At 39.9% G+C, this 25,957-nt stretch carries 16 protein-coding genes; 13 read left to right on the top strand and 3 right to left on the bottom strand.

Translation table 11 applies throughout. The features are described 5' to 3' along the window. Positions 1-69 precede the first annotated feature (69 nt). Entirely contained in the window at positions 70-1,296 is a 1,227-nt protein-coding gene (locus AB4128_RS02315) for a nucleoside recognition domain-containing protein (protein WP_055024457.1), read from the top strand. 191 nt (positions 1,297-1,487) lie between these two features. Here AB4128_RS02315 and AB4128_RS02310 read toward each other — a convergent pair whose 3' ends face one another. From AB4128_RS02310 to AB4128_RS02300, 3 genes are read right to left on the bottom strand one after another with little or no spacing between them, the layout of a single operon-like run. Further along, entirely contained in the window at positions 1,488-4,127 is a 2,640-nt protein-coding gene (locus AB4128_RS02310; RefSeq protein ID WP_372036646.1) for an MlaD family protein, read from the bottom strand. Then, complete coding sequence (locus AB4128_RS02305) at positions 4,114-4,764, bottom strand: paraquat-inducible protein A (RefSeq protein ID WP_055024459.1); 651 nt, start codon at positions 4,762-4,764, stop codon at positions 4,114-4,116. The genes AB4128_RS02310 and AB4128_RS02305 overlap by 14 nt, the downstream gene beginning before the upstream one ends. Beyond that, a complete protein-coding gene (locus AB4128_RS02300; protein ID WP_055024460.1) occupies positions 4,754-5,383 on the bottom strand; it encodes a paraquat-inducible protein A in 630 nt (209 codons plus the stop codon). Before AB4128_RS02300 ends, AB4128_RS02305 begins: the two co-directional genes overlap by 11 nt. 214 nt (positions 5,384-5,597) lie before the next feature. Between AB4128_RS02300 and AB4128_RS02295 the strand changes: the two genes are divergently transcribed. The 12 genes from AB4128_RS02295 to pyrD all read left to right on the top strand — a co-directional run bounded on the left by AB4128_RS02295 (position 5,598) and on the right by pyrD (position 25,906). Continuing rightward, positions 5,598-5,891 (top strand): YebG family protein, encoded by a 294-nt coding sequence (locus AB4128_RS02295; protein WP_055024461.1) that lies wholly within the window; start codon positions 5,598-5,600, stop codon positions 5,889-5,891. A gap of 18 nt (positions 5,892-5,909) precedes the next feature. Beyond that, a complete protein-coding gene (locus AB4128_RS02290; RefSeq protein WP_055024462.1) occupies positions 5,910-6,368 on the top strand; it encodes a GAF domain-containing protein in 459 nt (152 codons plus the stop codon). Positions 6,369-6,636: 268 nt separating this feature from the next. Then, the gene (gene proQ, locus AB4128_RS02285; RefSeq protein ID WP_055024463.1) at positions 6,637-7,272 is read left to right on the top strand and encodes an RNA chaperone ProQ; all 636 of its coding nucleotides are present in this window, start codon (positions 6,637-6,639) and stop codon (positions 7,270-7,272) included. Between the two features lie 22 nt (positions 7,273-7,294). After that, a complete protein-coding gene (prc, locus tag AB4128_RS02280) occupies positions 7,295-9,409 on the top strand; it encodes a carboxy terminal-processing peptidase (protein ID WP_192022583.1) in 2,115 nt (704 codons plus the stop codon). 94 nt (positions 9,410-9,503) lie between these two features. Beyond that, the gene (pepN, locus tag AB4128_RS02275) at positions 9,504-12,059 is read left to right on the top strand and encodes an aminopeptidase N (protein ID WP_372036643.1); all 2,556 of its coding nucleotides are present in this window, start codon (positions 9,504-9,506) and stop codon (positions 12,057-12,059) included. A 140-nt stretch (positions 12,060-12,199) separates the two neighbouring features. Then, positions 12,200-12,415, top strand: coding sequence for a DUF2835 family protein (locus AB4128_RS02270; RefSeq protein WP_372036641.1), 216 nt, complete (start codon positions 12,200-12,202; stop codon positions 12,413-12,415). Positions 12,416-12,730: 315 nt separating this feature from the next. Continuing rightward, entirely contained in the window at positions 12,731-14,782 is a 2,052-nt protein-coding gene (locus AB4128_RS02265; RefSeq protein ID WP_080915557.1) for a DUF1302 domain-containing protein, read from the top strand. 13 nt (positions 14,783-14,795) lie between these two features. Continuing rightward, the gene (locus AB4128_RS02260; RefSeq protein WP_055024468.1) at positions 14,796-16,160 is read left to right on the top strand and encodes a DUF1329 domain-containing protein; all 1,365 of its coding nucleotides are present in this window, start codon (positions 14,796-14,798) and stop codon (positions 16,158-16,160) included. Positions 16,161-16,208: 48 nt separating this feature from the next. Continuing rightward, positions 16,209-17,219 (top strand): YCF48-related protein, encoded by a 1,011-nt coding sequence (locus AB4128_RS02255; protein WP_192022586.1) that lies wholly within the window; start codon positions 16,209-16,211, stop codon positions 17,217-17,219. 132 nt (positions 17,220-17,351) lie between these two features. Next, entirely contained in the window at positions 17,352-19,706 is a 2,355-nt protein-coding gene (locus tag AB4128_RS02250) for an RND family transporter (RefSeq protein ID WP_372036638.1), read from the top strand. A 267-nt stretch (positions 19,707-19,973) separates the two neighbouring features. Then, the gene (locus AB4128_RS02245; protein ID WP_055024471.1) at positions 19,974-24,818 is read left to right on the top strand and encodes an NAD-glutamate dehydrogenase; all 4,845 of its coding nucleotides are present in this window, start codon (positions 19,974-19,976) and stop codon (positions 24,816-24,818) included. A 65-nt stretch (positions 24,819-24,883) separates the two neighbouring features. Beyond that, a complete protein-coding gene (gene pyrD, locus AB4128_RS02240) occupies positions 24,884-25,906 on the top strand; it encodes a quinone-dependent dihydroorotate dehydrogenase (RefSeq protein ID WP_055024472.1) in 1,023 nt (340 codons plus the stop codon). The last annotated feature ends 51 nt before the right edge of the window (positions 25,907-25,957 follow it).

Here is a 25,957-nt window from a genome sequence, read left to right as displayed (position 1 = left end):
AATTATGGATTAGATTATATCATGCATTTATCACCGTGAGTTCCTCGGGCAATAATGATGGAGTATTAAGTGCTGAATCGAGTTTGGTTGTTCTTTTTTGTAACGGCTGCTATTGCGATTGTTATTCAACTATTCAATGGTCATGTCGGAGTATTGAGTGATGCTGTAAATGGCATATTTAGTAGTGCGAAACTCGCCGCTGAGATATCAATTGGCTTAATCGGTGTGCTTGCTCTGTGGATGGGGCTAATGCAAGTAGGAGAGAAAGCTGGTGTAGTTGGTGTTTTCGCCAAATTATTTGAACCGTTATTATCTAAATTAATGCCAGAGGTACCTCGAGGTCATCCCGCTTATGGCAGTATGACGATGAACCTGACAGCTAATATGCTTGGTCTAGATAACGCAGCAACTCCACTTGGCTTAAAAGCCATGCACGACTTACAAAGCTTGAACCCGGATAAAGCTGTCGCTACCAATGCACAAATTCTTTTCTTGGTATTAAATACTTCATCTGTGACTTTAGTACCTGTAACCGTTTTTCTATATCGAGCGCAGCAGGGCGCGGCAGCGCCGGCTGACGTTTTCTTACCGATATTATTAGCAACGGTTGCATCAACCGTTGTCGGCTTGACTGTGGTGGCGATAGTACAGCGTTTATCATTGCTAAATACCGTGGTGCTGGGGTATGGCGCAGTTCTATTTAGTGGATTAACCGCAAGTGTATTCTATCTGCTAACCTTATCAGCATCAGCCATTGGCACCATTTCTACAGCACTCGGTAACGGGATTTTATTATTATTAATTTTGAGTTTTATCTTAATTGCAGGCTACCGGAAAGTCGCAATATACGATGAGTTTGTAGAAGGTGCCAAAGGAGGTTTTTCTCAAGCTATAACGTTAATCCCTTATTTGTTAGCGATGCTGTTAGCGATTGGAATGTTAAGGGCATCCGGTGCGCTAGATTATGCATTACAGGGGCTTGCAGGTCTTGTGTCCATGATGGGGTTTGATAATCGTTTTGTTGATGCCATGCCTACTGCGTTAATGAAGCCTTTTAGTGGTTCCGGCGCACGGGCCATGATGTTAGAAACGATGGAGCATCATGGTGTTGACTCTTTTGCTGGCCGATTATCAGCAATTTTCCAAGGTAGCACAGAAACCACTTTTTATGTGTTAGCTGTTTACTTTGGTTCTGTAGGGATCCGAAATAGCCGCCATGCACTGGGCTGTGGTTTGGCTGCCGATGTCGGCGGAATAATTGCTGCTATTGCAGTGTGCTATTGGTTCTATGGTTAAGTGAACGTCAGACATTTACCAATTTATTTAAGCGTTTACTGTGAATTCAGGTTTTAATGAGCTTATTGATGTTTGATTAGAAAAAAGTCGGCAAATGCCGACTTTTTAAATGTTCCTTGAAGCTAACGTCACTTAATCTAATGTAACTAGAAAACTGACCCAGTTCTGTTTACATAGTGTCATTTTAATGATTACGGCTTCACTTGTTCTGGCTGCCATCTACGCCATTCTTCTTTCATCTTGTTGTAAAGGTTAAATCTCGCACCTGAAGCGATTTGATTTGTTGGGGTAGTGATGTCTTCGGTAACAACAGAAATTCCCCCTGACAGCAGTGTTTCTAGTGATCCGGTTTCGATTTGTGCACCAGAGAAAATCCCAACCTCAAGTTTGATACCGGATGCGTCCCAGAAGCGGCTGCTTTGATTAACTAAGTGCGTGTATTGCTTTTCGATATGGGAGTACATCAATACCTTGTTGCCGTTTTCTGATAATGAATAACCATCAACTTGGCCAATAGAAATACCTCTGAAGAAAATAGGGGTACCCACTTTGATAGAACCCAGTTGACTATCTTCAAGGACTAACGTGACTGCATCAGCATCTATATTTGCATCATATCGGGCTGACAAATGTGCGGTAAAGTTATCGCTAATATCAGTTTGATTGCCCGGTAAAACACCGATATAAGGGCCGGTGATTAGGGTTTCTGGGGCTGTTATACCCGTTAAAGATATTTGCGCATCAACCACAAAATATTCACTGTCCGCTTTAGTAAAGTGATCAGCATATTCACCGTATAAATAGGCACTTGCTGTTAACGTATCGAGGTTTTGATTTAACTTCACCTGCTGCACTACACCAATTTGATGGCCTTGATAGCGAATCGCTGCTTTTTCAGAAACTTTTGCTTCAGCAGGCAAGATTAAGGTAATGGCTTTAGCCTGTTTAAGCGCTAAGGCTTTAGAGTCATACAAGCGAGATACATTGCCTGGTTGGTCATTATCAAGTAAACCCAGGCTAATACTGCCTTTGAGTGCACCTTCTAAAGGTGCCACATCGACTTCGATACCAGACAAGCTTGCATTGATATTTGCTGCATCGTTACGCCAAAATACACTTGAGTCTTTAATCAACTGTTTAAACTTATTTTGTATTGCGATACGAATCGAGAATTGGTCTGTATTGCTGTTCCAATAAACTTCTTTAACGCTACCGATTTGCATTTTTTTGTAATAAATAGGAGAACCTGCAGATAACCCCGCGCCATCGATACTGTCGAGTGTTAATGTGGTGATGTTATTTTTATTAAGGGCGATAAGTGCATCGTCATTAGAACGATACAAGGCAAATTTTTCCTGCGGGGTAACTAATGCTTTATTTTTTCCTTTAACCAAGGAAACCGCACCTTCAATAACAGTGTTTAAATCTCTAGTTGTTACAGATACACCGTCTAAAGAGGCGTCAATACTTAACGCTGACTCTGTGACAAAATAACTATCAGTTGTTAATAGTGAGGCGAACTCAGGTAAAATTTCGACTTGGTACAGAACACCGGTAAAGTCTTCGGTTAATGTCACTTCAGTGATAGTACCAATAGGCATCTGTTTAAATCTAACTTCTGCGCCTGCAGTTAAGCCACTGTGCTCATCAGAAGTCAGTTGTATGGTGAGCTTTTGGGCTTGAAGCAAATCTGGCGCTTCAGGTTGTAAAGTAAATAGCTCTGGTAACGCTTGGTCACTGGTGCCTGGGAGCACATTGACGACACTCCCAGTTAATAAACGTGCTGCATGTTTCACACCTTCAAGCGAAATGTCGGCACCAGCAATCCAGAATTGGCTATCGGCATTTAATAAGTGCTGATATTGCACATCAAACTTGGCTAAAAATTTAACGCCGGATTCAGTCAATTGAGTTTGATGAACTTTACCCACCTCAACGCCACGATAAACCAGCGCTGAACCTTGGTTTATCTCATCTGCATTTTCGGCGGTAAGTACAAATTCAATCCCTTTAACTGCACTTTCTTCATCAGGGTAAAGTACGTAGGTATCGCCACTAACTGCTTTGTCCGCTTTTGTATCTGAGTTGAAACTGATCCCGCCAGCGAGTAATGATGCCAAACTTTCGGTATTCACCTTAATTCCTGACATAGAGGCATCGATTTTGAGCCCTGAGACATTCCAAAATTGTGACTCTTGATTGACCAAGTGTGCGTATTGCTGCTCGATAAAGGTACTGATAGTAATGGTATCACTATCGATTAACCGGTAGTTAACCACCTTGCCGACTGGCACTTGGCGGTAAAATACCATTGAGCCGACATCAAGGGAGCCTAGTGTTGAAGTGGTAAGGTTCACAACTATGCCTTCTTCATCATTGGGGATCATCGTAGGGGCTTCTGTTAAAGCAACAAACTCTGAAGCAGAACTGCCATCTCCTGGCTGAATAGCAATATAGTTACCTGAAAATAAGGTATCTAATCCTTCTATCCCTGTGATACTTGCTTTTGGAGTCACAAGCCAAAACTGGGTATTTTTGTTTAAAAATGGATCAGAGCGATAATCCATAATGATTTTAACATTGACGCCAGAAAGGTCTTTATCAATGCTGATATCGGTGACTTTACCGACCGTTAATCCCTGATATTTAACTAGGGTTTTACCGATATCGATACCGATAGCACTAGGGAAGTGCACTTGAACTTCAATTCCCGACTCTTTGATACTTTTAACACCTAGCCAAGCCCCTAATACCAGGGCAACAATAGGAAGTAACCAAATCGGAGAGAAAAGTTTCTTTTTAACGACTTTTGGTGATTCAATTCGTGTCATTTTTTTTGTCCAAGCGATCCCAAAGTAAACGTGTATCAAGCACCTTAGCTGCCAATTGAGTCAGTAAGATAACGAGTGCAAATGCGGTTGCTGCCGGAGCGGGTTTAGCATCTAAAAGTTGACCCATATTGACTACCGCAACTGTCAGTGCAATAACGAATAAATCCAACATAGACCAACGGCCAATCCATTCAATAATATGAAACCCCACCATGAGCTTCTTTTTTGAAACTGGTAAGTTAAAACTAATCGCAGTTAAATATATCGCTAGTCCAGCAATTTTTAGCCATGGTACTAAAATACTGGCGGTGAATACGATAATGGCAATAGGGATCATATCCGAATGCACTAAATGTACTATCCCAGTAAAAATAGTATCGTAAGTCACTTTGCCTTGGTTTGTGAGCATAGTGATTGGATAAATATTGGCTGGTATTAATAAAATCGCTGCAGTAATTAATAACGCCCAGCTTTGTTGCAAGCTCTGTTCATTACGAGGTTGTATTTTTGATTCGCAGCGGCTGCAATACCCTTGCTCAATAGGGTTAATGTTGCGACATACCCCACACAAGGTCATTCCGATATCTTTACCTTGCTGGTAATCATTGCTTTTAGCTTGTTCTATTTTATTCGTCATGAGTCAGCTTCCACATATGTTCCAGATTATACTCACGTTGCAAAAACAAAATAACCAAAAATAACATTCCGAAACAAAAAGTTCCCATGCCTAAATAGATATCCGCAAAGTCAGATAAATTGAATGCGGCCACCAAGAAAGAAATGACATAAATTTCTAACATTGATAATTGGGTGAGTAAGGCTTGGTTTTTCAGCAAACGCCGATAGGTTCGTTGCCAAAAATAGCTGTGTAAGTTGCTTTTTACGATAATGATTTGTAGCAATATCGACAGTATTAATAAGCCAGGAGCAATCACTGCTGAGGCAATAACTGCAACAGCGACAATCCAATAACCTTGTGCCCAAACTGCGATGGCTGTCTCGTAGACAGTCGTTGCACGGATGCTACCCAAAAAATGGATTTCTAAAACGGGTAAAAAATTAGCTGGAATAAAAAAAAGTAGCGCGGTAATACACAAAGCTAGCATGCCGTTAATAGAGCAATATGGCACATCATAGAGTGCCGTATGGCAGCGAGGACATAGGGCCCTGACATTCGAAGGTAGCGCACGGCGCTGAACTGCTAAGTCACAAGAGCGACATAAAACGATGCTCTCTTGATCTACATTTTTTGGCATATAAAGCGCAAACCATCCATCTATATAATTAAGAGCTCTAAATTACTGAACAATATCTGACTAAAGTGCACAAAATATGGCTTTAAATAGTCAAAACGTCAATTATTCAAGATACAATAAAATCAGATAATACCAGAATAATCAGAATACTTGCATCAGAAGTTAGTTCTATGACACTCTATGCACTGTATATAAAAACAGTAAGAGGTTAATCATGGCGGTAATTACAAAGTTTGTCGTGGTAAGAGAAGGGGTGGAAAAGATGACATTTACATCTAAAAAGGAAGCCGATGCCTATGACAAAATGCTCGACATTGCTGATAACTTAGTTCCTTTTATTACTAGCGCTGAACTCGAAATTGACGAGAATAGTGTAGAGAAGCTTGCTTTTTACTTAGCTTCTAATAAAGATGAGCTAGCTAATTTATTAAAAGGCGTAGTAAAACCTAAGCCAGTTGCCAATAAAGCAGCCACGAAAAAAACTAATAAAAAAGCGCCAACAGAATAAAATATTTTAGGAAGTAGAATGAAAGCTGAGTTTTATGACACATTGAACCGTCAAGTATTAGCATTAATGGAAGGCGAAGATGATCTGATTGCTGGCATGGCAAACTTTTCGGCGTTGTTAAATGATAATTTAGACAATATAAATTGGGTTGGCTTTTACATTAAAAAAGCAGACCAATTAGTCTTAGGCCCGTTTCAAGGTAAAGTTGCCTGTACTCGTATTGTGATAGGCAAAGGAGTTTGTGGGACAGCTGCGGCACTAGATCAGACTCAACTTGTTGAAGATGTACACCAATTTGAAGGGCATATTGCTTGTGATGCAGCCAGTAATTCAGAAATTGTTGTGCCGGTTCGTAACGGAAATGATGTGGTTGCCGTGCTCGATATTGACAGTCCATTGTTGAATCGTTTTGATACAGACGATCAAAAAGGTCTCGAAATTTTAGTAAAAAGCTTCGAATCTTGCTTATTTGCTTAATTTGCGAACAAATAATCTAAATTGCAGGTCGCAATCGCTGTGATGCGCTTTATAATACTGAGCTGCACGCATTAACTACTGGAAAATTTATTTACTGTAAAATTGCAGCTAACTAAGTTAATTTGTTAAGGCATGTTTCAATTGCTTTAGCAATCATGTAGGAAGTGCTAATTTGAACGTTAAGCAAGACTCTGTTTAACGAAAGACAAACGACTGTACTAGCCAAGAAAGCTATTAACCAGTCCCCTTATATAACGTGGAAGTAAAAATGGAATCAACAGACAAGTTGACCGACACCAACGCAGTTTTAGCGTATTTATATGAAACTTTTCCTTTATGCTTTATTGCAGAAGGTGAAACTAAGCCATTAAAAATTGGTTTGTTTCAAGATTTAGCTGAAAGGTTGGCTGATGATTCTAAAGTAAGTAAGACACAATTACGTGTTGCACTTAGACGTTATACAAGTAGCTGGCGCTACCTTAAAGGCGTTAAAGCAGGCGTACAGCGTATCGACTTAGATGGCCAAGATTGTGGTGAGCTTGAGCAAGAGCATATTGATCACGCTCAGCAAACTCTAAAAGAAGGCCAAGAGAAAGCAAAGGCGAAGCGCCAAGCACAAGCTGCAAAAGCAAATCCAAAGAAGCCTGCTAGAAAAGCACCTTCAGCAAAAACTGCTCCAGTTAAGAAAGACCGTCCAGCAAAAGCGAAAAAGCCTGCTGAACCAAAAGTTAATTATGTGCCAGCAAAATTTGACGAGCTTAAACAAAAACAACGTGTTAGTGTGAAGTTAGGGCAAAATCCAGTTGCCGGCGTTATCACTGATATCAAGAAAGAAGATGTCCATGTACAACTTGATTCTGGTTTAGTCGTTAAAGTACGTGCCGAGCATATTTTATTATCGTGATCATTTAAGGAGTAACTTGTTGATGCGAAAACTCACTTTGGCTGCGTCGATTGCCACTTTATTTGTCGGTTTTTCGGCTTGGGCAATTTCACCCACTATTCAAATCAACGAGTTACCCAAACTTGAGCAAGAGCCTCAACATAAGGTTGCGAGTAAAAGAGTAACGAATTTATTTACCCGTTCTCATTACCATCGCTTTGAACTTGATGATGCTTTTTCTAAGCTCATTTATGACCGTTATCTGCAACAGTTAGATTTCAGACGTAATGTGCTTACCCAAGCTGATGTAGATAGCTTCAAGCAATATCAAACTCAGTTTGACGATATGGTCAAAACGGGCAATATCGCTCCTGCCTTTGATATGTTCTCTTTATTGCAAAAACGTCGCTATGAACGTTTTGCCTATGCGTTAACTTTACTTGATAAAGAATTCGATTTTACCGAAGCTGGTGATGCTTATGAGTTCGATCGTGAAGAAGCTGCTTGGCCAAAAGATGAAGCTGAACTTAATGAGCTTTGGCGTCAGCGTGTTAAATACGATGCATTGAATCTTAAACTTGCTGGTAAAGACTGGGAAGAAACAGTCGAAGTGCTCGGTAAGCGTTATAACAATGCTATCAAGCGTCTGAGCCAAACTCACAGTGAAGATGTATTCCAAGGTGTGATGAACGCCTTTGCGCGTACAGTAGAACCTCATACAAGTTATTTATCTCCTCGTAATGCTGAACGTTTCCAAATGGAAATGAACCTAAGCCTTGAAGGCATTGGTGCTGTGTTACAGATGGATGATGATTACACTGTCATTAAAAGTCTTGTTGCTGGTGGCCCTGCGGCCAGTAGTGAAAAACTATCACCTGAAGATAAAATCATTGGTGTAGGCCAAAAAGACGGTGAAATTGTTGATGTTATCGGCTGGCGATTAGATGATGTTGTTGAATTAATCAAAGGGCCAAAAGGCAGTGAGGTTAATTTACAAATACTACCTAAAAAAGGTGGCGCTAATGCGAAAACTTTCGAAGTAACTATCATTCGAGATAAAATTCGCTTAGAAGACCGAGCTGCAACATCTAAAGTTGTTGAGCCAACAGAAGGTGAGTATGCCAACCGTAAGGTCGGGGTTATTCAAATTCCAGGTTTCTACATGAACTTATCTGTAGATGTTGAAAAAGAAATTGCCAAACTGAAAGAAGATAACGTCGAAGGCATTATTATCGATTTACGTGGCAATGGCGGCGGTGCGTTAACCGAGGCTACTTTGCTTACCGGATTATTCATCGATATGGGCCCAGTGGTTCAAATTCGTGATGCCAATGGCCGCGTAACTCAAAATCGTGATAACGACGGTAAGAGTGCTTACAACGGTCCACTAACAGTAATGGTCGATCGCTATAGCGCTTCAGCTTCAGAAATTTTTGCTGCAGCACTGCAAGATTACGACCGTGCACTCATTGTTGGAGAAGCAAGTTTTGGTAAAGGTACTGTGCAACAACACAAGAGCCTTGGCCGCATTTACGATATGTATGAAAAACCAATTGGTCATGTTCAATACACTATCGCAAAGTTCTATCGTATTAATGGTGGCAGTACTCAGCTTAAAGGTGTAACTCCTGACATTAAATTCCCAAGTGCCTTAGAGCCGGGTGAATATGGTGAATCTGAAGAGAAAAACGCCTTACCTTGGGATAAAGTGCCAGTTGCGCAATACGGAACACTTGGCAATATCTATCCTGAGCTGATTACCAAGCTTGATACTAAGCATCAGCAACGTATTAAAACGGATGTCGAATTCGGTTATATTTTTGATGATATAGCAGAATTTAAAAAGCATCATAACGATAAGACGATTTCATTAGTTGAAAGTGAGCGTATTGCATCACGTGAAGAAGACGAAAAACGTATTCTAGATCGTACCAATGAGCGTCGTGTTAAGAATGGACTAGAGCCTCTTGCATCTTTAGATGATGAAGATGAAGAGTCAACTGAGACTGAAACAACTGAAGTTGCAGAAAGCGAAGCCGCTGAAAGTGAAACAGACGCATCAGATGAAGATGAATTAGAAGTGCCAGATGCGTTCTTAGAAGAAACAGCATTAATCACTTTAGATATGGTTGATGCTAAAAAACTAGCTGCGAAGTAATCATTATTTCGCCAGAAAAAAACGCGCTTTAAGCGCGTTTTTTATTAAGTAAAATTTATCGCATAATTTGCTAAGTGTTATTCAAGGATTATTTATGACTCAAGCTCAAGCAAAACACCTGAAAGATTACCAAGCACCCACTTATACTATTAGCCATATTGATTTGAATTTCGATTTAAAGGGCAATGAAACTACAGTTGTAGCCACCAGTAAGGTGCAACGTGTTGGTCAACATACCGAAAATTTAGTCTTGGTTGGTGAGCAAATAAATTTACAGTCTGTTTTGATAAACGGTGACAAAGCTCAATATCAAGAAGCAAATAATGAATTAGTGATTCAAACGAGCCTTGATGACTTTGAATTAACCCTAGTGACCTTACAAGATCCTGAGGCTAATTCTAGCCTAGAGGGCTTGTATATGTCTGATGGCGCATACTGTACCCAGTGTGAAGCCGAAGGCTTCAGAAGAATTACTTATTTCTTAGATCGTCCAGATGTCCTTGCTATTTATACTGTGAGAGTTGAAGCGGACAAAACTGCATTTCCTTTCTTATTAAGTAACGGCAACCTTGTCGAGAAGGGGGATACAACTGCAGGCCGTCATTATGTCCGCTGGGAAGATCCATTTCCAAAACCAAGCTACCTTTTTGCGCTAGTCGCGGGTGATTTTGACTTATTAGAAGATAAGTTTGTTACTCGTAGCGGCCGTGAAGTCAAGTTACAGGTGTTTGTCGATAAAGGTAATTTACACAAAGCTAATCATGCAATGGTATCTCTACAAAAGTCGATGGCATGGGATGAAAGCCGTTTTGATTTAGAATATGACTTAGACATCTACATGATTGTTGCTGTTGACTTTTTCAACATGGGCGCCATGGAAAATAAAGGCTTGAATGTCTTTAACACCAAATACGTATTAGCTGACACTGCAAGCGCTACCGATGAAGATTATCATGGTATTGAGTCTGTCGTGGGTCATGAGTATTTCCATAACTGGACGGGTAACCGTGTCACGTGTCGTGATTGGTTCCAATTAAGCTTGAAAGAAGGCTTAACTGTATTTAGAGATCAAGAGTTCAGCTCTGATTTAGGTTCCCGTGCTGTTAATCGTATTCAAGCAATCCGCGTTATGAAAAATCAGCAGTTTGCTGAAGATGCAGGCCCAATGTCGCATCCAATTCGTCCAGAATCAGTCATTGAGATGAATAACTTTTACACCGTGACTGTTTACAACAAAGGTGCTGAAGTCATTCGCATGATGCACACCATTTTAGGTGAGAAAAATTTCCAATTAGGCATGAAGTGCTATTTCGAACGTCACGATGGACAAGCTGTGACTTGCGATGACTTTGTTAACGCAATGGAATCAGCGAGTGGTATCGATTTAGGTTTATTTAGAAATTGGTACAGCCAAGCAGGTACCCCTGTTGTTAGCGTGACAGACAGCTTTGATGCCGATAAAAAGCAATATCAGTTAACAGTTAAACAATCAGTGCAATCACAAGGCGAGAAAGGCAAATTGTTGCATATACCTTTCAGCGTAGAATTATTAGATGCCGAAGGTCAGTCGATAAATAATCAAGTGTTGGCAGTCAAGCAAGCTGAGCAAACCTTCACCTTTGATGGTATTGAGTCAATGCCAGTGCCTTCATTACTGCAAGATTTTTCAGCGCCAGTGCGTCTAGATTATGAATTTAATGTCGATCAATTAGTGCACTTAACTCGATTTGCAACCAGTGAAGTCGCTCGTTGGGAAGCATCTGTTGGTTTATTCAGCCAAGCGGTTTGGCAAAATGTGGAAAGCCTTTCAGCAAAAGAATCAATGCATCTTGACCCAAGAGTTATTGAAGCGATTCGAGGCGTAATTTTAGATGAGAATATCGATAAAGCGCTAGTTGCTGAAATACTTGCTTTCCCAACAGCTGCGGCGCTTATTGAACAAGTTGATACGGTAAACTTAGATGCTTTACAAGCGGCTAGAGAATTTGTTGTAGATGAGCTTGCTGAAGCTTGTTTAGATGAGTTAGTCACGCGCTATCGTTCATTAATTACTGAAGATAACCCTGCAGCACGTGCATTTAAAAACATCTGTTTAGTCTTGTTGTCTCGAGTGTCTTCTGAATATGAACTGTTAGTGACTGAACAATATAAAGCTGCAACCAATATGACCGATAGCTTAGCAGCACTTAAAGCCGCTGTTTCTGGTCAATTAAGCTGTAAAGATGCATTAATGCAAGATTTCGAAAAAAAATGGTTATCGACTGCGTTAGTGATGGATAAGTGGTTTAGCTTACAAGCATCTCAAAATACACCAGATGTACTCGAAGTTATCAAATCACTGACCAAGCATGAAAGCTTTAGTTTTAATAACCCAAATCGTGTTCGTTCTTTGATTGGTTTCTTTGTGGCGGCTAACACTTACCAATTCCATGAGGCAAATGGCTCTGGGTATGAGTATTTGACTGATATTTTAATTAAGTTAAATGAGCTGAATCCACAAACGGCAGCCAGAATGATAACGCCACTGATTCAATTCAGTAAGTTTGATCTCGAACGTCAGCAAAAAATGAAACAGTGCTTACTTCGCTTAAAAGGCTTACCTAATTTATCAAAAGATTTATTTGAAAAAGTTGAAAAAGCCCTCGCTTAACCCTTAATAAATTACCACTGATAATGTGATGTTATCAGTGGTAATCTTCATATTAATTACTTCAATTACCGAGTGACAATACCTGCCAAATTAATTAGCATTACCTTTCATATCACAGCGCCTAGAGTTTGTTTCTCACCATGCAATTTACTTTTACCATGTATATTAGTTTTGAAGACTTCCTTCCTTATTACCGAGGCTATGTAAAAAATGTTGAGGTGAGGGATGTAAGAGGCAAACTATTACACATTAATGGTAAATATTTCAGACCATTTGTTACCACTTCTGGTATTCAAGGTCAGTTCGTTTTGCAACTGGATACCTCTGGAAAATTTATTTCTCTAAATAAAATTTAGAGTAAATACTTCAAACGTTCAATTGATTTTAAAAAAGTAAATTAGCTAAGTCTTGTTTCAATTAACTTTATGATTTTATTTGTTATTTATTAACTAATATCATCTAGTAGTCAATTCGTGTGATCTAATTCAAATAAAGTTCAGTTTAATCTCTCAAAAAATCTCCTAACTACACCAATTCGTTAACAAATTTTCTGTTTTTTGAACTTGCTCAATGATGTTAATTGCTGTAACAATGGTGTTGCCTGCAGGCTAACAAAATGTTGGTTCAAATCCTATAACAACGAATCCGGCAGGTTACGGAGAGAAGCAAAAATGAATATTGTTAAAAGACGCTTTAACAAGTCGGCACTCGCTTTGGGGGTGATGTCGGCATTGACTTTAGGGATGAGCAGTAGCGCTAGTGCTGTTTCATTTGATTGGGGTGAAGTACGAGGCACTTTCGATTCTACTTGGACAGTCGGGGCTAGCTGGCGTGTGTCTGAGCGTGATTGGGAAGGGCAAATCGGTAAAGTTAACCAGCCACAATTTGATTGGTCTGGTTATTCTGCTTTTGGTGCGCCTTTTGGCCAAACACCAAAGTACACCACTTCTCAAATCTGGAGCCAACCAGGCTCATATTCAAGTAACAATGACTTAAGTAACCTACTTTATTCTCAAGGTGATACCACCTCAGAAATTTTTAAAGGCTTACACGAGTTATCGTTGGAATACAAAAATTATGGTTTATTCGTTCGTGGAATGTATTTTTACGATCGTAAATTAAACGATGGTGATTATGATTTTAACGATCCTCTTACTGGTAACGAATTTGATCCGTGTGAAGATGACCGCGCATCAGAAGTTCAGTGTAAAGATGTTCGCTTATTAGATGCCTTTGTTTACGCTAACTGGGACTTTAATGATGGCCAAAACCCATTATCTGTTCGTGTTGGTAACCAAGTGGTTTCTTGGGGCGAAAGTACCCTAATTCCTCATGGCATTGGTGTTATTAATGCTGTGGATTTAAACATTTTGAATGCACCAGGTGCAGAGCTTAAAGAAGCGTTCCGTCCACAAGGTATGGTGTGGGCTTCTTTGGGTATTACAGATAATTTATCGGTTGAAGCTTATTACCAATATGACTGGGAGCCAATTTGGGTACCTACACCTGGTTCTAACTTCGCAACCAATGATTTTGCCGGTTTTGGTGGTTATGCCCAAAATGCTCAATTAGGTTTTAATGCTAACCCAGACATTAATATGGAATTTTTAATGTCTGAGTATTCTGCTTTATACGGCGCTGCAGCTGCTGCTAACTTCGACCCAGCTTATGCCGCTTATATGGTGCCATATGCGACTAAGGTTGCATTAGTACAAGATGAAGCCAAGCCAAGTGATGATGGTCAATATGGTATCAAGTTAGGTTATTACGCGCCAAGTTTAGGTGAAACTGAATTTGGTCTGTATTACATGAATTACCATAGCCGTCGTCCTTTAATTAGTGGTACTGCTTCTAATTTTACTTCTGAAGCGGTTGCTCGTGATTATGGACGTTTAGCTGCAAGTGGCGGTGAAATTGACCGTGAATTGCTGTTAAGTATGGAAACCTTCACTAAAGCGCAAATTGTTTATCCTGAAGATATTCAACTTTATGGTTTCAGCTTTAACACTTTAGTGGGTGATACTTCGGTTGCGGGTGAAATTGCTCACCGTGTTGATGAGCCATTACAAATTGATGACGTAGAGTTATTGTTTGCTGGTATGCCTCAACAATTGGCTGAAGCGGGTCTTCGTCCTGACTTAGATGGTATCTCACAAATTGAAGGTGTTAAACCTGGTGAGTCAATTGATGGCTTCATTTTATCTGATACAACTCAAGCTCAAGCAACATTTACTCATTTATTCGGACCGACATTAGGTACGGATAACCTGACGATGCTTGCTGAAATTGGTGGTGTGTGGATCCATGACATGCCTGGCTTTGATGAGCTTCGCCTAAATGGTCCTGGTACCGCTCGTTCTGGTGGTAATCCTGATATGCCGGGTATTATCGAAGCTCTGCATGATGGTCCTGAAACCAATCCATTCCCAACTGATTTTGCTTGGGGTTATCGCTTAGTGGCTAAAGCCGACTACAATAATATCTTCGCAGGTGTAAATATGTCACCACGTGTGATTTTCTCACATGATGTTGACGGTATTACACCAGATCCAATGTTCTTATTTACTGAAGGTCGTAAGTCTGTCGCTGTCGGTGTTAACTTTGATTACCGCAGTCGTTGGGGCGCTGATATTTCTTACAACAGCTTCTTTGGTGGTGTAGGAACAACTAATGCAATGACTGACCGAGATTATGTCTCGTTTAACGTCAAGTATTCTATCTAGAAGGACAATAATAATGAAGAAACTGACGATATTATCGGCTGCAGTAATCATGGCGTTTAGCGCTCCTGCAGCGATGGCGAAAGTATCTGAAGCTGAAGCAGCGAAATTGGGTAATGAGCTTACTCCAGTGGGTGCTGTTAAAGCAGGTAATGCTGATGGTTCTATCCCTGCTTGGGATAACGGCATTACTTCTCCAGTTGCTGGATATGAAAAAGGAATGCATCATCCAGATCCTTTTCCTTCAGATAAAATTTTATTCACCATTACTAATGCAAATAAAGCGCAATATGCTGAATTTTTAACGCCGGGCCAAAACAAGCTTTTTGAACTGTATCCAGATACATACAAAATGAATGTTTACGAGACTCGCCGTACAGCCTCGCTGCCTCAGTATGTTTATGATGCAACTAAGGCTAATGCATTAAATGCTGAACTTGTAGCAAATGGTAATGGTGTAAGTGGTGCGTCGATCAGTGTACCGTTTCCAATTCCAAATAACGGGTTAGAGGTCATTTGGAACCATATTCTTCGCTATCGTGGTGTCGATATTAAAACTGCACGTAGCCAAGCGGCTCCAACAGCAAGTGGTTCGTACACATTGATTGAAACTGCTGAAGAAATTCGTTTCAGTTATAGCCGTCCAGAAGTGACGTTAGATCAATTAAAAGAGTCGAACACCTTGTTCTTCTTCAAGCAAGTTGTACGTCAACCTGCGCGTCTAGCGGGTACGGCACTACTTGTAAAAGAAACGATGGATCAAGAAGCGCTTCCACGTCAGGCTTGGACCTATAACACAGGACAACGTCGTGTACGTAAAGCACCAAACGTTGCCTTTGATACTCCAGGTACTGTTTCAGATGGTTTAAGAACCACTGATGACTTTGATATGTTTAACGGTTCTCCAGTGCGCTATAACTGGGAATTAGTCGGCAAGAAAGAGCTTTATATCCCATATAATGATTACAAGCTTCACTCTGACGCACTTGAATACGATCAAATCTTAACACCTGGCCATATTAATCCAGAGTTTGCTCGCTGGGAAAAACACCGTGTATGGGAAGTTAAAGCAACCCTTAAAGATGGTATGCGCCATATCTATAAAACACGTGTTTTCTACATCGATGAAGATTCTTGGCAGGTTTCACTAACGGATATGTACGATAACCGTGATGAGTTATACCGTGTAGGTACTGCGCACTCGATTAACTACTATGAAGTTCCGACCCATTGGAGCACGTTAGAAATCTTCCATGATTTACAATCTCGTCGTTACTTAGCGATGGGGTTAGACAACGAAGGGCGCATGTACGATTTTGATGCAAACCTTTCTGAAGCTAACTTCACGCCTGATGCGCTTCGCCGTGCAGGTATTCGTTAAGACCAAATAGGGGCGCAATGCGCCCCTACAATTTCTAAGGAAGTTTGTATGTCGTTCCGCACACTTCGCAATGTTGTCGCTTTTAGTGCCAGTTGTTTTTTAGCTCAAGCGCCAGTCCATGCTCAATTCGATCCACTTTCTGTTCAGATCCAACCTTTAGCGCAATCTTCTCTTGTTCTTGATTTAGCCAAAGCAGGTAACAGCCTTGTTGCCGTGGGAGAAAGAGGGCATGTGCTTGTTAAGCAAGATAATCAATGGCAACAAGTTGCTACGCCAGTCATCTCACAATTAACTAAAGTGTTTTTCCTTGATGATAAAAAGGGATGGGCAGTTGGCCATGATGCCACCATTATTCACACCGAAGATGGCGGGTTGACTTGGCAAGTACAGTTTCAGTCTATCGAAGTAGAAAAGCCATTACTTGATATTTTATTCTTCAATGAAAATGAAGGCATCGCAGTGGGTGCTTATGGTTTGTTTTATCGCACAACCGATGGTGGTAAGCAATGGCAGGAAGAGTTTCATGAAGAGCTACTATTTCCGGAAGATGTTTCCTATTTAGCAGATTTAAAAGCAGAAGATGAAGCATTGTATTTATCAGAGAGAGCTGCATTATTACCGCATTTTAACCGTGTTATTCAATTAAGTGATACTCAACTGCTCATGGTTGGTGAACTTGGGTTAGTAGCAACTTCAAATAATAATGGCCAAACATTTGAGACCAAAGATTTTTATTATGAGGGGTCTATGTTTAATGCTATTGAAACAAACGATGCTATTTATGTCATGGGGCTTCGTGGTCACGTGTTTAAAACTGATAAACAATTTACTCAGTGGAATGAAATCGCACTGCCTGTTAAGTCATCCATTAATAATGCCTATATTAAAGATAACTTAGTCTATTTAGTGGGTAACGCTGGGGTGGTGATTGAGCTTGATTCTAACGATGCCGCTAACATTGTCACTCGAAGACAAGGCGAAAACATTGTAGCAATTGAAAGTGACGCTAAAGGCGAACTTTGGTTTGCAGGTTCTAAAGGGTTATTTCAGCTTAAATAGATAATTTAGGCTAAGTTTAATCGAGTTATTCAAGATAAGTTCTAGGCTTTGACATTGAAATTCATTTTAGACTGATATTTGATTTACGTTAGATAAACATAAAAATAAAACAACAATAATAGGGCCGATAAGATGTTAGAAAAACTGGTCAATGGATTTGAAACCCATCTTTTCAGAAACCGTATGTGGGTGATTTTGTCATTCATACTCATTACAATTTTTTTGGGTTACCAAGCTAGCCAATTAAAAATGGATGCGGCGTTCAGCAAAAATATTCCGCTGAATCATGAGTACATGAAAACGTATACCAAACATCAAAAAGATTTTGGTGGGGCGAATAGGATTATGGTGTCTGTTGAAGATACCAGTGGCAATATTTTTAACCCTGAATACTTCGAAACACTTAAAAACGTTCACGATCAATTATTTTTCATTCCTGGAGTTGAACGTTCTCAAGTTAAATCACTTTATTCGCCATCAACTCGCTTTACTGAAGTCGTTGAAGACGGTTTTGCTGGCGGCCCCGTCATTCCAGCAGACTTTCGTAATGATGAATACGGCTTAAATGTAGTCCGCGATAACGTTGAAAAGGCAGGGATTGTTGGACGTTTAGTATCAAATGACTACTCATCAGCCATGTTAACGGCTCAGTTAATGGATTTTGTGGCCAAAACTGACGAAGAAATGGCAGAGTCTGAAGGCGCAGAAAAAGATATTACCACCAAACCATTGAATACCATTCAATTTGCTAAGCAACTTGAAGAAGAACTTCGGGGTAAATATGAAACTGATACGATAAAAATTCATATTATTGGTTTTGCTAAAATGGCAGGTGATGTAGCTGAAGGTGCAAAAGGCGTTTTACTTTTCTTCTTGATTGCGATTTTAATCACTGCCGTCATGGTTTACCTTTTTTCTAAGTCATTAATTTTAACTTTATTGCCTTTGATTTGTAGCTTGGTTGCGGTTTGCTGGCAATTGGGATTATTAACGGTAGTGGGTTTCGGTCTTGACCCTATGTCAATTCTTGTACCTTTCTTGGTATTTGCTATTGGTGTAAGTCATGGCGTACAAATGATTAATGCTGTTAGACGTCGTGTTATTGATGGTCAAAATACAAAAGCCGCTTCAGCGTCAGCTTTTCGTAGTTTATTAGTTCCAGGTGGCGTCGCATTACTGTCTGACACTGTGGGCTTTTTGACCTTATTAGCTATTGATATCGGCATTATCCGTGAGCTAGCTATTTCAGCATCGTTAGGTGTTGCGGTTATTATTTTAACCAATCTCATTTTATTGCCTCTGGTTATTTCATACACCACGATAAAGCCAGAAAAAGAAGACCCAGTTAAAAAAGCAAAAATTGAAGGTTTGTGGAAGTCGTTATCACGTTTTGCAACGCCAAAATATGCCAGTGTAGTATTAGTCTGTACGGCACTGCTTTATGCCTTTGGTTTTCAGCAAGCTAGCAATATGAAAATTGGTGACTTACAAGGCGGAGCGCCAGCATTGCACCTTGATTCGCGTTATAACCAAGATACTTTTCATATTACCGATAATTACTCAATTACTACCGATTACATGACGGTAATTGTTGAGGCGACACCTGAAGCGTGTACTTATCATTCGATTCTTAATGAGATAGACCAATTTGAATGGATGGTAGGTAATACGCCAGGTGTTGAGTCAACAGCAAGTCTTGCGTCGGTGTCTAAGCAGGTGAATGCTGGCTTTAATGAAGGTAATCCTAAATGGCAAGTGCTTCCACGTACTACAGCAAGTTTGGTTCAAGCTGTAGGGCGGGTGCCTACTACATCTGGTTTGCTTAATGGTAACTGTTCGGTCATGCCAGTGTTTCTTTTCTTAAAAGATCATAAAGCAGAAACGATTGAAGTTGTTACAGCAAAAGTTAAACAAGTTGCAGCACAACTAAACACTGATACCTTGCAATTTAAACTGGCATCAGGACCTGTAGGAGTAATGGCTGCCACTAATGAAGCTGTCAGTGAAGCGCAATTGCCTATGATGATTTATGTGTATGGCGCTGTATTTGTTCTTTGTTTGATAAGTTTCCGTTCAATTAAAGCCACCATAGCAGTCATCGTGCCTTTGTATGTCGTGTCGACTTTAGCTCAAGCATTAATGACTTGGTTAGATATTGGTCTTGCAGTGAGTACGTTACCTGTTATTGCGTTAGGCGTCGGGATTGGTGTTGATTACGGTATTTATATTTTATCGACCATGTCCGGCAAATTAACCCAAGGAATGGCAGTTCAACAAGCGTACTTCGAAGCACTTGTTGAACGAGGTAGTGCGGTTATCTTTACTGGCTTAACATTAGCCATCGGTGTAAGTACTTGGTTCTTCTCGGCACTTAAGTTCCAAATGGACATGGGTATTTTGTTAACTTTCATGTTTTTAGTGAATATGTTGGGGGCGATAATTATTTTACCTGCATTATCAGCAGTATTTTGGCGCAAACCCAAGTAGGTAAACGGTTTAGAATTATAAAGAGGAGCTTAGCTCCTCTTTTTTTTTGCATACTTACTCTATCTAAACGCTTGATTGTTCAAATAGTGACTATAATTGCTGTGTTAACAAGGATTTTAGAGGATCTACCACTAAAATAGTGCTCGAAATAGCATTAAATTAGTAATAAACTTTGCTCCAGATCTCAGTTCTAAAACTGAATCAACAAGCCGAAGCATCCAATATAATGATAAAAGCGCTGCCATAAACGCTTAAGGAAACTGCAACATGGCCTTTAAAGATGCAATGCCTTCAGTACTACTAGAAAATGTAGTCAATTTAATTCATAAAAAAATCCCTAATTCTCAAGCTAAACAAGTTGAGCAATTTGCCAATTGTATATATGCACATATGTCTAAAGACGACTTAAATGCTCGTAATGACAGCGACCTTTATGGTGCAGTATTAAGCCTTTGGAATGCCCTCAATAAATCTGCTGAAACCAACAGCCACATCCGTGTGTTTAACCCAAGTCAGTCAAAACATGGCTGGCAGTCTACCCATAGTATTATTGAAATTATTCAACCTGATATGCCATTTTTGGTTGATTCAGTGACTATGGCATTAAACCGCATGGGCATTACGGCGCATATGGTGTTACATACACCACTTGCTTTACAACGTGATGAGGAATTGGTTAAAGAAGTGTCATTTATTAAAGATGCGCCAGAAGCAACTGAAAATGTTGCGGTATTTTTAATTGAAATTGACCGTCAAAGCAGTGAAAAAGATATTAAAGCCATTGGTAAAGAACTTGAGTCAGTTTTTGCCGATGTCGTGTCATCTGTTGATGATTGGCAACAGATGTCTGACAAGTTATCAGAAACCATTAAAAAGTTACCTAAGCAGCCATTTCCTGGTGAAAAAGCCGAAATGGAAGAAGCGACTAACTTTTTGACCTACTTGAATAATCATCATTTCACACTGCTAGGTTATCGTTATTATGAGCTTAAGCGAGTAGAAGGTGATGTTGAGCTTGTTCCAGATTTAGAATCAAGCCTTGGTTTGATGGGACGTTCAAGCAATCAACATAGTGACCGTGGCTTATTACTGTCAACGTTCTCAGCATCTGCCCGTAAAGAAGCATTAGATTCTAGCCTACTCGTATTAACGAAAAGCTCGACTAAAAGTCGTGTTCACCGGCCTGCATATGTCGATTATGTTGGGATTAAACGCTTTGATAAAGCCGGAAATGTGATTGGTGAAGATCGCTTCTTAGGTTTATATGCATCTAACTTATACAACCGTAGCCCTCGCGAAATACCTTTGCTTGCGGGTAAAGTTGAGCGTGTTATGGAGCAATCAGGTTTAGCGCCTCGCTCCCATGACTATAAAGCCTTGATGAATATCCTTGAGAACTTACCACGTGATGAGCTAATACAAGCTAAAGAAAATCAACTCGCTGATATAGCTCGTGGTGTTCTAGAAATGCAAGATCGGGACAAATTAAAATTATTTGTCCGTAAAGATGGCTTTGGTCGTTTCTTATCTTGTTTAGTGTATGTATCAAAAGACCGCTACAACACTAAGTTACGTCAAGATACACAACGTATTTTAGCTCAGCATTTTAACAGTAGTGAAGATGTTGAATTTACTACTTACTTTTCTGAATCAACTTTAGCGCGTACGCATTACATCATCAAAGTTGATAATAATAATATGGATGTCGATGTGGCAGCTATTGAGAAAAACCTAATTGAAGCTGCTCGCTCTTGGGAAGATAAATTACACAGTTCTTTAAATAATGCCTTAGGTGAACAGTCTGGTACTGGATTAACCAAGCGTTACTTAAATGCATTTTCACCAAGCTATAAAGAAGATGTTCTACCAAGTTCAGCTGTGGTTGATATTCAACACCTTGAAGCATTAAATGATGAACATAAGTTAGGAATGTTGTTCTATCAGCCTCAAGAAACGGCATTAAATGACAATAAAGTTAGGTTAAAACTTTTCCATAAAGATGAGCCAATTCATCTTTCTGATGTGTTACCTATGCTTGAAAACTTCGGTTTGCGTGTGATTAACGAGCGCCCATATGAAGTGAAAACAGCTGATGGCCATACATACTGGATTTTAGATTTCTTAATGACAGTTCAAGGTGCTGCAGTCGATAATTTAGCGGACAGTCAAGATCGCTTCCAAAATGCATTATCTCAAGTTTGGGATAAAGAGCTGGAAGACGATGGATTTAACCGCATGATTTTAGCGACTAGCTTAACCGGTCGCGAAGTGTCTATTTTACGTGCATATGCAAAATATATGCGCCAAATTGATGCGACTTTCAGTCAGTCTTACATTGAAGAAACATTTAATCGTTACCCACAAATTGCTGATTTGTTGGTTAAAATGTTTATTCGTAAATTCAACCCTAAGCTCAAAACTCGTACCTTGAGCAAGTTCCTAGAGCAAGTTGATTTACGTCTTGAAGATGTTTCAAGTTTGGATGACGACCGTATTATTCGTCGTTATTTAGATTTAATTAATGCCACATTGCGTACTAACTTCTATCAAACTTTAGAAACAGGTATCAATAAGCCTTATATCTCGTTTAAGTTTTCGCCAGAAGATATCCCAGAGATGCCACGCCCATTACCAAAGTTTGAAATCTTTGTGTATTCGCCGCGTGTTGAAGGTGTTCATTTACGTGGAGGTAAAGTCGCACGTGGTGGATTACGTTGGTCTGATAGACGAGAAGATTTCCGTACCGAAGTACTCGGCCTTGTAAAAGCGCAACAAGTTAAAAACACCGTCATTGTGCCAGTGGGTGCTAAAGGTGGTTTTGTTTGTAAACAACTCCCTACTGATGGGGGACGTGAAGCGTTCTTTAATGAAGGCCAAGCATGTTACCGTCTATTTATTCGTGGCTTACTCGATATAAGCGATAACATTATCGAAGGTAATGTCGTGCCACCAAAAGATGTTGTTCGTCACGATGAAGATGATGCTTACCTTGTTGTTGCAGCAGATAAAGGCACAGCGACTTTCTCTGACATTGCTAATGAAATTGCTATCGAATACGATTTCTGGCTTGGTGATGCCTTTGCATCGGGTGGTAGTAATGGTTATGACCATAAAAAAATGGGCATTACTGCAAAAGGGGCATGGGAGTCGGTTAAACGTCACTTCCGTGAAGAAGGCATTGACTGTCAAACCACAGACTTTACCTGCTTAGCGGTTGGCGACATGGCGGGCGACGTATTTGGTAACGGTATGCTGTTATCGCGTCACACTAAATTAGTGGCTGCATTTAACCATATGCATATCTTCGTTGACCCAAATCCGGATGTGGAGAAAAGTTATCTTGAGCGTGAACGCTTATTTAACTTACCACGTTCAAGCTGGGAAGATTACAACACTAAGTTAATGTCTAAGGGCAGTGCTATTTTCCAACGTTCAGCTAAATCATTGAAGCTGACTAAAGAAATTAAAGCGATGCTTGAAACTGATTTAGACACCATGACGCCAAATCAATTGATGCAAGCATTACTGAAAATGCGTGTCGATTTAATTTGGAATGGTGGTATCGGAACTTACGTTAAAGCAACTTCAGAAACACATGCTGAAGTTGGTGATCGTGCTAATGATGCTATTCGAGTAAATGGTAATGAACTGAAAGCTAAAATCATTGGTGAAGGCGGTAATTTAGGTGCGACACAATTAGGCCGTATTGAATTTGCAGCCAATGGCGGCCGAGTCAATACCGACTTTGTTGATAACGTTGGCGGCGTAGACTGCTCAGATAACGAAGTTAACATTAAGATTTTACTTAATACATTGGTTGCTGACGGCGAACTGACTGTTAAGCAACGTAACCGTTTACTTGAAGACATGACCGATGAAGTTGGTGAAATTGTACTTCAAGATTGTAACGACCAAACTCGTACTATTTCAGTCACTCAAGCCCATGGCATTTCTCAGTTAAAAGAGCACATACGCTATATCCAATATCTTGAAAAAGATGGCAAATTAGATAGAGCGCTTGAATTCTTACCGACTGATGATGAGCTTGCCGAGCGTTTAGCTAATAATCGCCCACTGACTAGACCTGAGTTATCAGTATTGGTGGCTTACGGTAAAATGGTGCTGAAAGAGCAGTTAGTGACTGAAGAAATTACCGAAGATACTTTCTTAAGTAAGTTACTTACGGATTATTTCCCGCAGCAATTACAAGCTAAATATGCTGACAAAATGATTGCACATCCACTGCGTGGTGAAATTATCGCAACGTCACTAGCCAATGAATTGGTTAATGACATGGGCTTTAATTTCGTTCAACGCATGCAAGATGAGACAGGTGCCACAGTCGCAGAGGCTGCTATTTGCTATACTATGGCCCGCGAAGTTTTTGGTCTAGCAGAGTTAACTCAGTCAATCACTGAGCTCAATGGCGTCGTATCGGCTGATGTGCAAAGTGAGATGCTACATCAACTACGTCGTAATATGCGTAGAGCCTGTCGTTGGTTTATTCGTCACCGCAATAAAGGTGAGAACATTGAGCAAACAGTGGCATTCTTCAAACCAGTATTTGAAGAGTTAAAAGCCAATGTTGATCAATATATGATTGCTGCAGAAGTGATTGCAATTTCAAGTGAAATAAAATCATTAACAGAACAAGGTGTACCTGAGTCATTAGCGCAAGTTGTTGCTAAAATGAGTACATTATTCTCAGCGTTAGATATTGCTCAGATTGCTGAACTCGAAGGAAAGACTGTTCAATTAGTGGCTGAAACTTACTTCAGATTGGGTGCGAAAGTTGAATTGCATTGGTTCCTAGAACAAATCAGCAATCAACCAGTATCGAATCATTGGCAAGCTTTAGCACGTGCAGCCTTTAGAGAAGAGCTTGATTGGCAGCAACGAGCATTGAGCTCTACAGTACTTAGAGCATGTACTGATACGTGCAATGCAGACACAATCATTCAGCAGTGGATTGATAATAATGAGAAGCTATTGGAACGCTGGTTCCATCTACTAGCGGACTTTAAAGTGTCTCAAAGCCATGATTTCGCAAAATTCTCGGTGGCGTTACGTGAACTTAATTTATTGATCCTTCATTGCGAAGGCCCAAGATAATTATTTATAATAAGTGAACAAGCCCTGGCAAATAGCCGGGGCTTTTTTTAGGTTTAGGAGAAAGCATGTTTTTTTACAAAGTTGCACAAAAAGTAATGTTTCAAATGGATCCAGAAGTAGCGCATAACATCGCTATTGGAAGTTTAAAAAACACTGGAAACAACCCTTTAAACCTATTTTATAGTCAAAATGTAAGTGCTGCTCCAGTCACATGCATGGGAATTACATTTAATAACCCTGTAGGGCTTGCTGCGGGCTTAGACAAAGATGGCGAATCAATTGATGCATTTCATGCAATGGGCTTCGGTCACGTTGAAGTAGGGACCGTAACACCACGTCCTCAACCTGGTAACGAACAACCACGTTTATTTAGACTTAAACCTGCTAAAGCGATTATCAATCGAATGGGTTTTAACAATAAAGGTGTTGATAACTTAGTTAGAAATTTAATGGCTAAGAAAACTGACATTATTGTTGGTGTTAATATCGGTAAAAATAAAGATACCCCAGTTGATGAAGGTAAAAATGATTACCTAATTTGTATGGAGAAGGTTTATCAGCATTCAGATTATATTGCAGTAAATATTTCTTCACCAAACACACCAGGTTTGCGTACTTTACAATATGGTGAGCTTTTAGATGACTTATTAAGTTCATTAAAAGCAAAGCAAGCGGAATTAGCTGAAAAACATAATAAGTATGTTCCAATTGCGCTTAAAATTGCGCCAGATTTAACAACAGAAGAGATTGAAAAAATTGCTCAGTCTTTATTAAAGAGTAAATTTGATGGTGCTATTGCCACAAACACCACATTAACTCGTGATGCAGTCGTTGGTTTAGATAATGCAAATGAGATGGGTGGGTTAAGCGGTAAGCCATTAACTGATCTTTCAACTAAAGTGATCAAACAATTAGCTGAATTTTTGAACGGTGAGATCCCAATTATTGGCGTCGGTGGAATTAATAGTGCAGAAGATGCATTAGCTAAATTCGATGCAGGATCGCAATTGGTTCAAATATATACAGGCTTTATTTATCAAGGGCCTGGTTTAATTAATGATATTGTTAATGCTTATAAAGCGAAATAAGATCTTAATAGCTTAAAAACCATACTAAGATCTAAATAATAGATCTTAGTG

It is taken from the genome of Shewanella sp. 10N.286.52.A9, from assembly GCF_041468985.1.
Taxonomy (GTDB): Bacteria; Pseudomonadota; Gammaproteobacteria; order Enterobacterales; family Shewanellaceae; genus Shewanella; species Shewanella japonica.
Note: the sequence above shows the minus strand (reverse complement) of the source record. Positions and strands in the feature narration are given on the sequence as shown.

What these genes read in the sequence shown, in the direction of transcription:
- AB4128_RS02310 (WP_372036646.1), bottom strand. Translation starts at nt 4,127, where the DNA reads ATGACACGAATTGAATCACCAAAAGTCGTTAAAAAGAAACTTTTCTCT.
- AB4128_RS02305 (WP_055024459.1), bottom strand. Translation starts at nt 4,764, where the DNA reads ATGACGAATAAAATAGAACAAGCTAAAAGCAATGATTACCAGCAAGGT.
- AB4128_RS02300 (WP_055024460.1), bottom strand. Translation starts at nt 5,383, where the DNA reads ATGCCAAAAAATGTAGATCAAGAGAGCATCGTTTTATGTCGCTCTTGT.
- AB4128_RS02295 (WP_055024461.1), top strand. Translation starts at nt 5,598, where the DNA reads ATGGCGGTAATTACAAAGTTTGTCGTGGTAAGAGAAGGGGTGGAAAAG.
- AB4128_RS02290 (WP_055024462.1), top strand. Translation starts at nt 5,910, where the DNA reads ATGAAAGCTGAGTTTTATGACACATTGAACCGTCAAGTATTAGCATTA.
- proQ (WP_055024463.1), top strand. Translation starts at nt 6,637, where the DNA reads ATGGAATCAACAGACAAGTTGACCGACACCAACGCAGTTTTAGCGTAT.
- prc (WP_192022583.1), top strand. Translation starts at nt 7,295, where the DNA reads ATGCGAAAACTCACTTTGGCTGCGTCGATTGCCACTTTATTTGTCGGT.
- pepN (WP_372036643.1), top strand. Translation starts at nt 9,504, where the DNA reads ATGACTCAAGCTCAAGCAAAACACCTGAAAGATTACCAAGCACCCACT.
- AB4128_RS02270 (WP_372036641.1), top strand. Translation starts at nt 12,200, where the DNA reads ATGCAATTTACTTTTACCATGTATATTAGTTTTGAAGACTTCCTTCCT.
- AB4128_RS02265 (WP_080915557.1), top strand. Translation starts at nt 12,731, where the DNA reads ATGAATATTGTTAAAAGACGCTTTAACAAGTCGGCACTCGCTTTGGGG.
- AB4128_RS02260 (WP_055024468.1), top strand. Translation starts at nt 14,796, where the DNA reads ATGAAGAAACTGACGATATTATCGGCTGCAGTAATCATGGCGTTTAGC.
- AB4128_RS02255 (WP_192022586.1), top strand. Translation starts at nt 16,209, where the DNA reads ATGTCGTTCCGCACACTTCGCAATGTTGTCGCTTTTAGTGCCAGTTGT.
- AB4128_RS02250 (WP_372036638.1), top strand. Translation starts at nt 17,352, where the DNA reads ATGTTAGAAAAACTGGTCAATGGATTTGAAACCCATCTTTTCAGAAAC.
- AB4128_RS02245 (WP_055024471.1), top strand. Translation starts at nt 19,974, where the DNA reads ATGGCCTTTAAAGATGCAATGCCTTCAGTACTACTAGAAAATGTAGTC.
- pyrD (WP_055024472.1), top strand. Translation starts at nt 24,884, where the DNA reads ATGTTTTTTTACAAAGTTGCACAAAAAGTAATGTTTCAAATGGATCCA.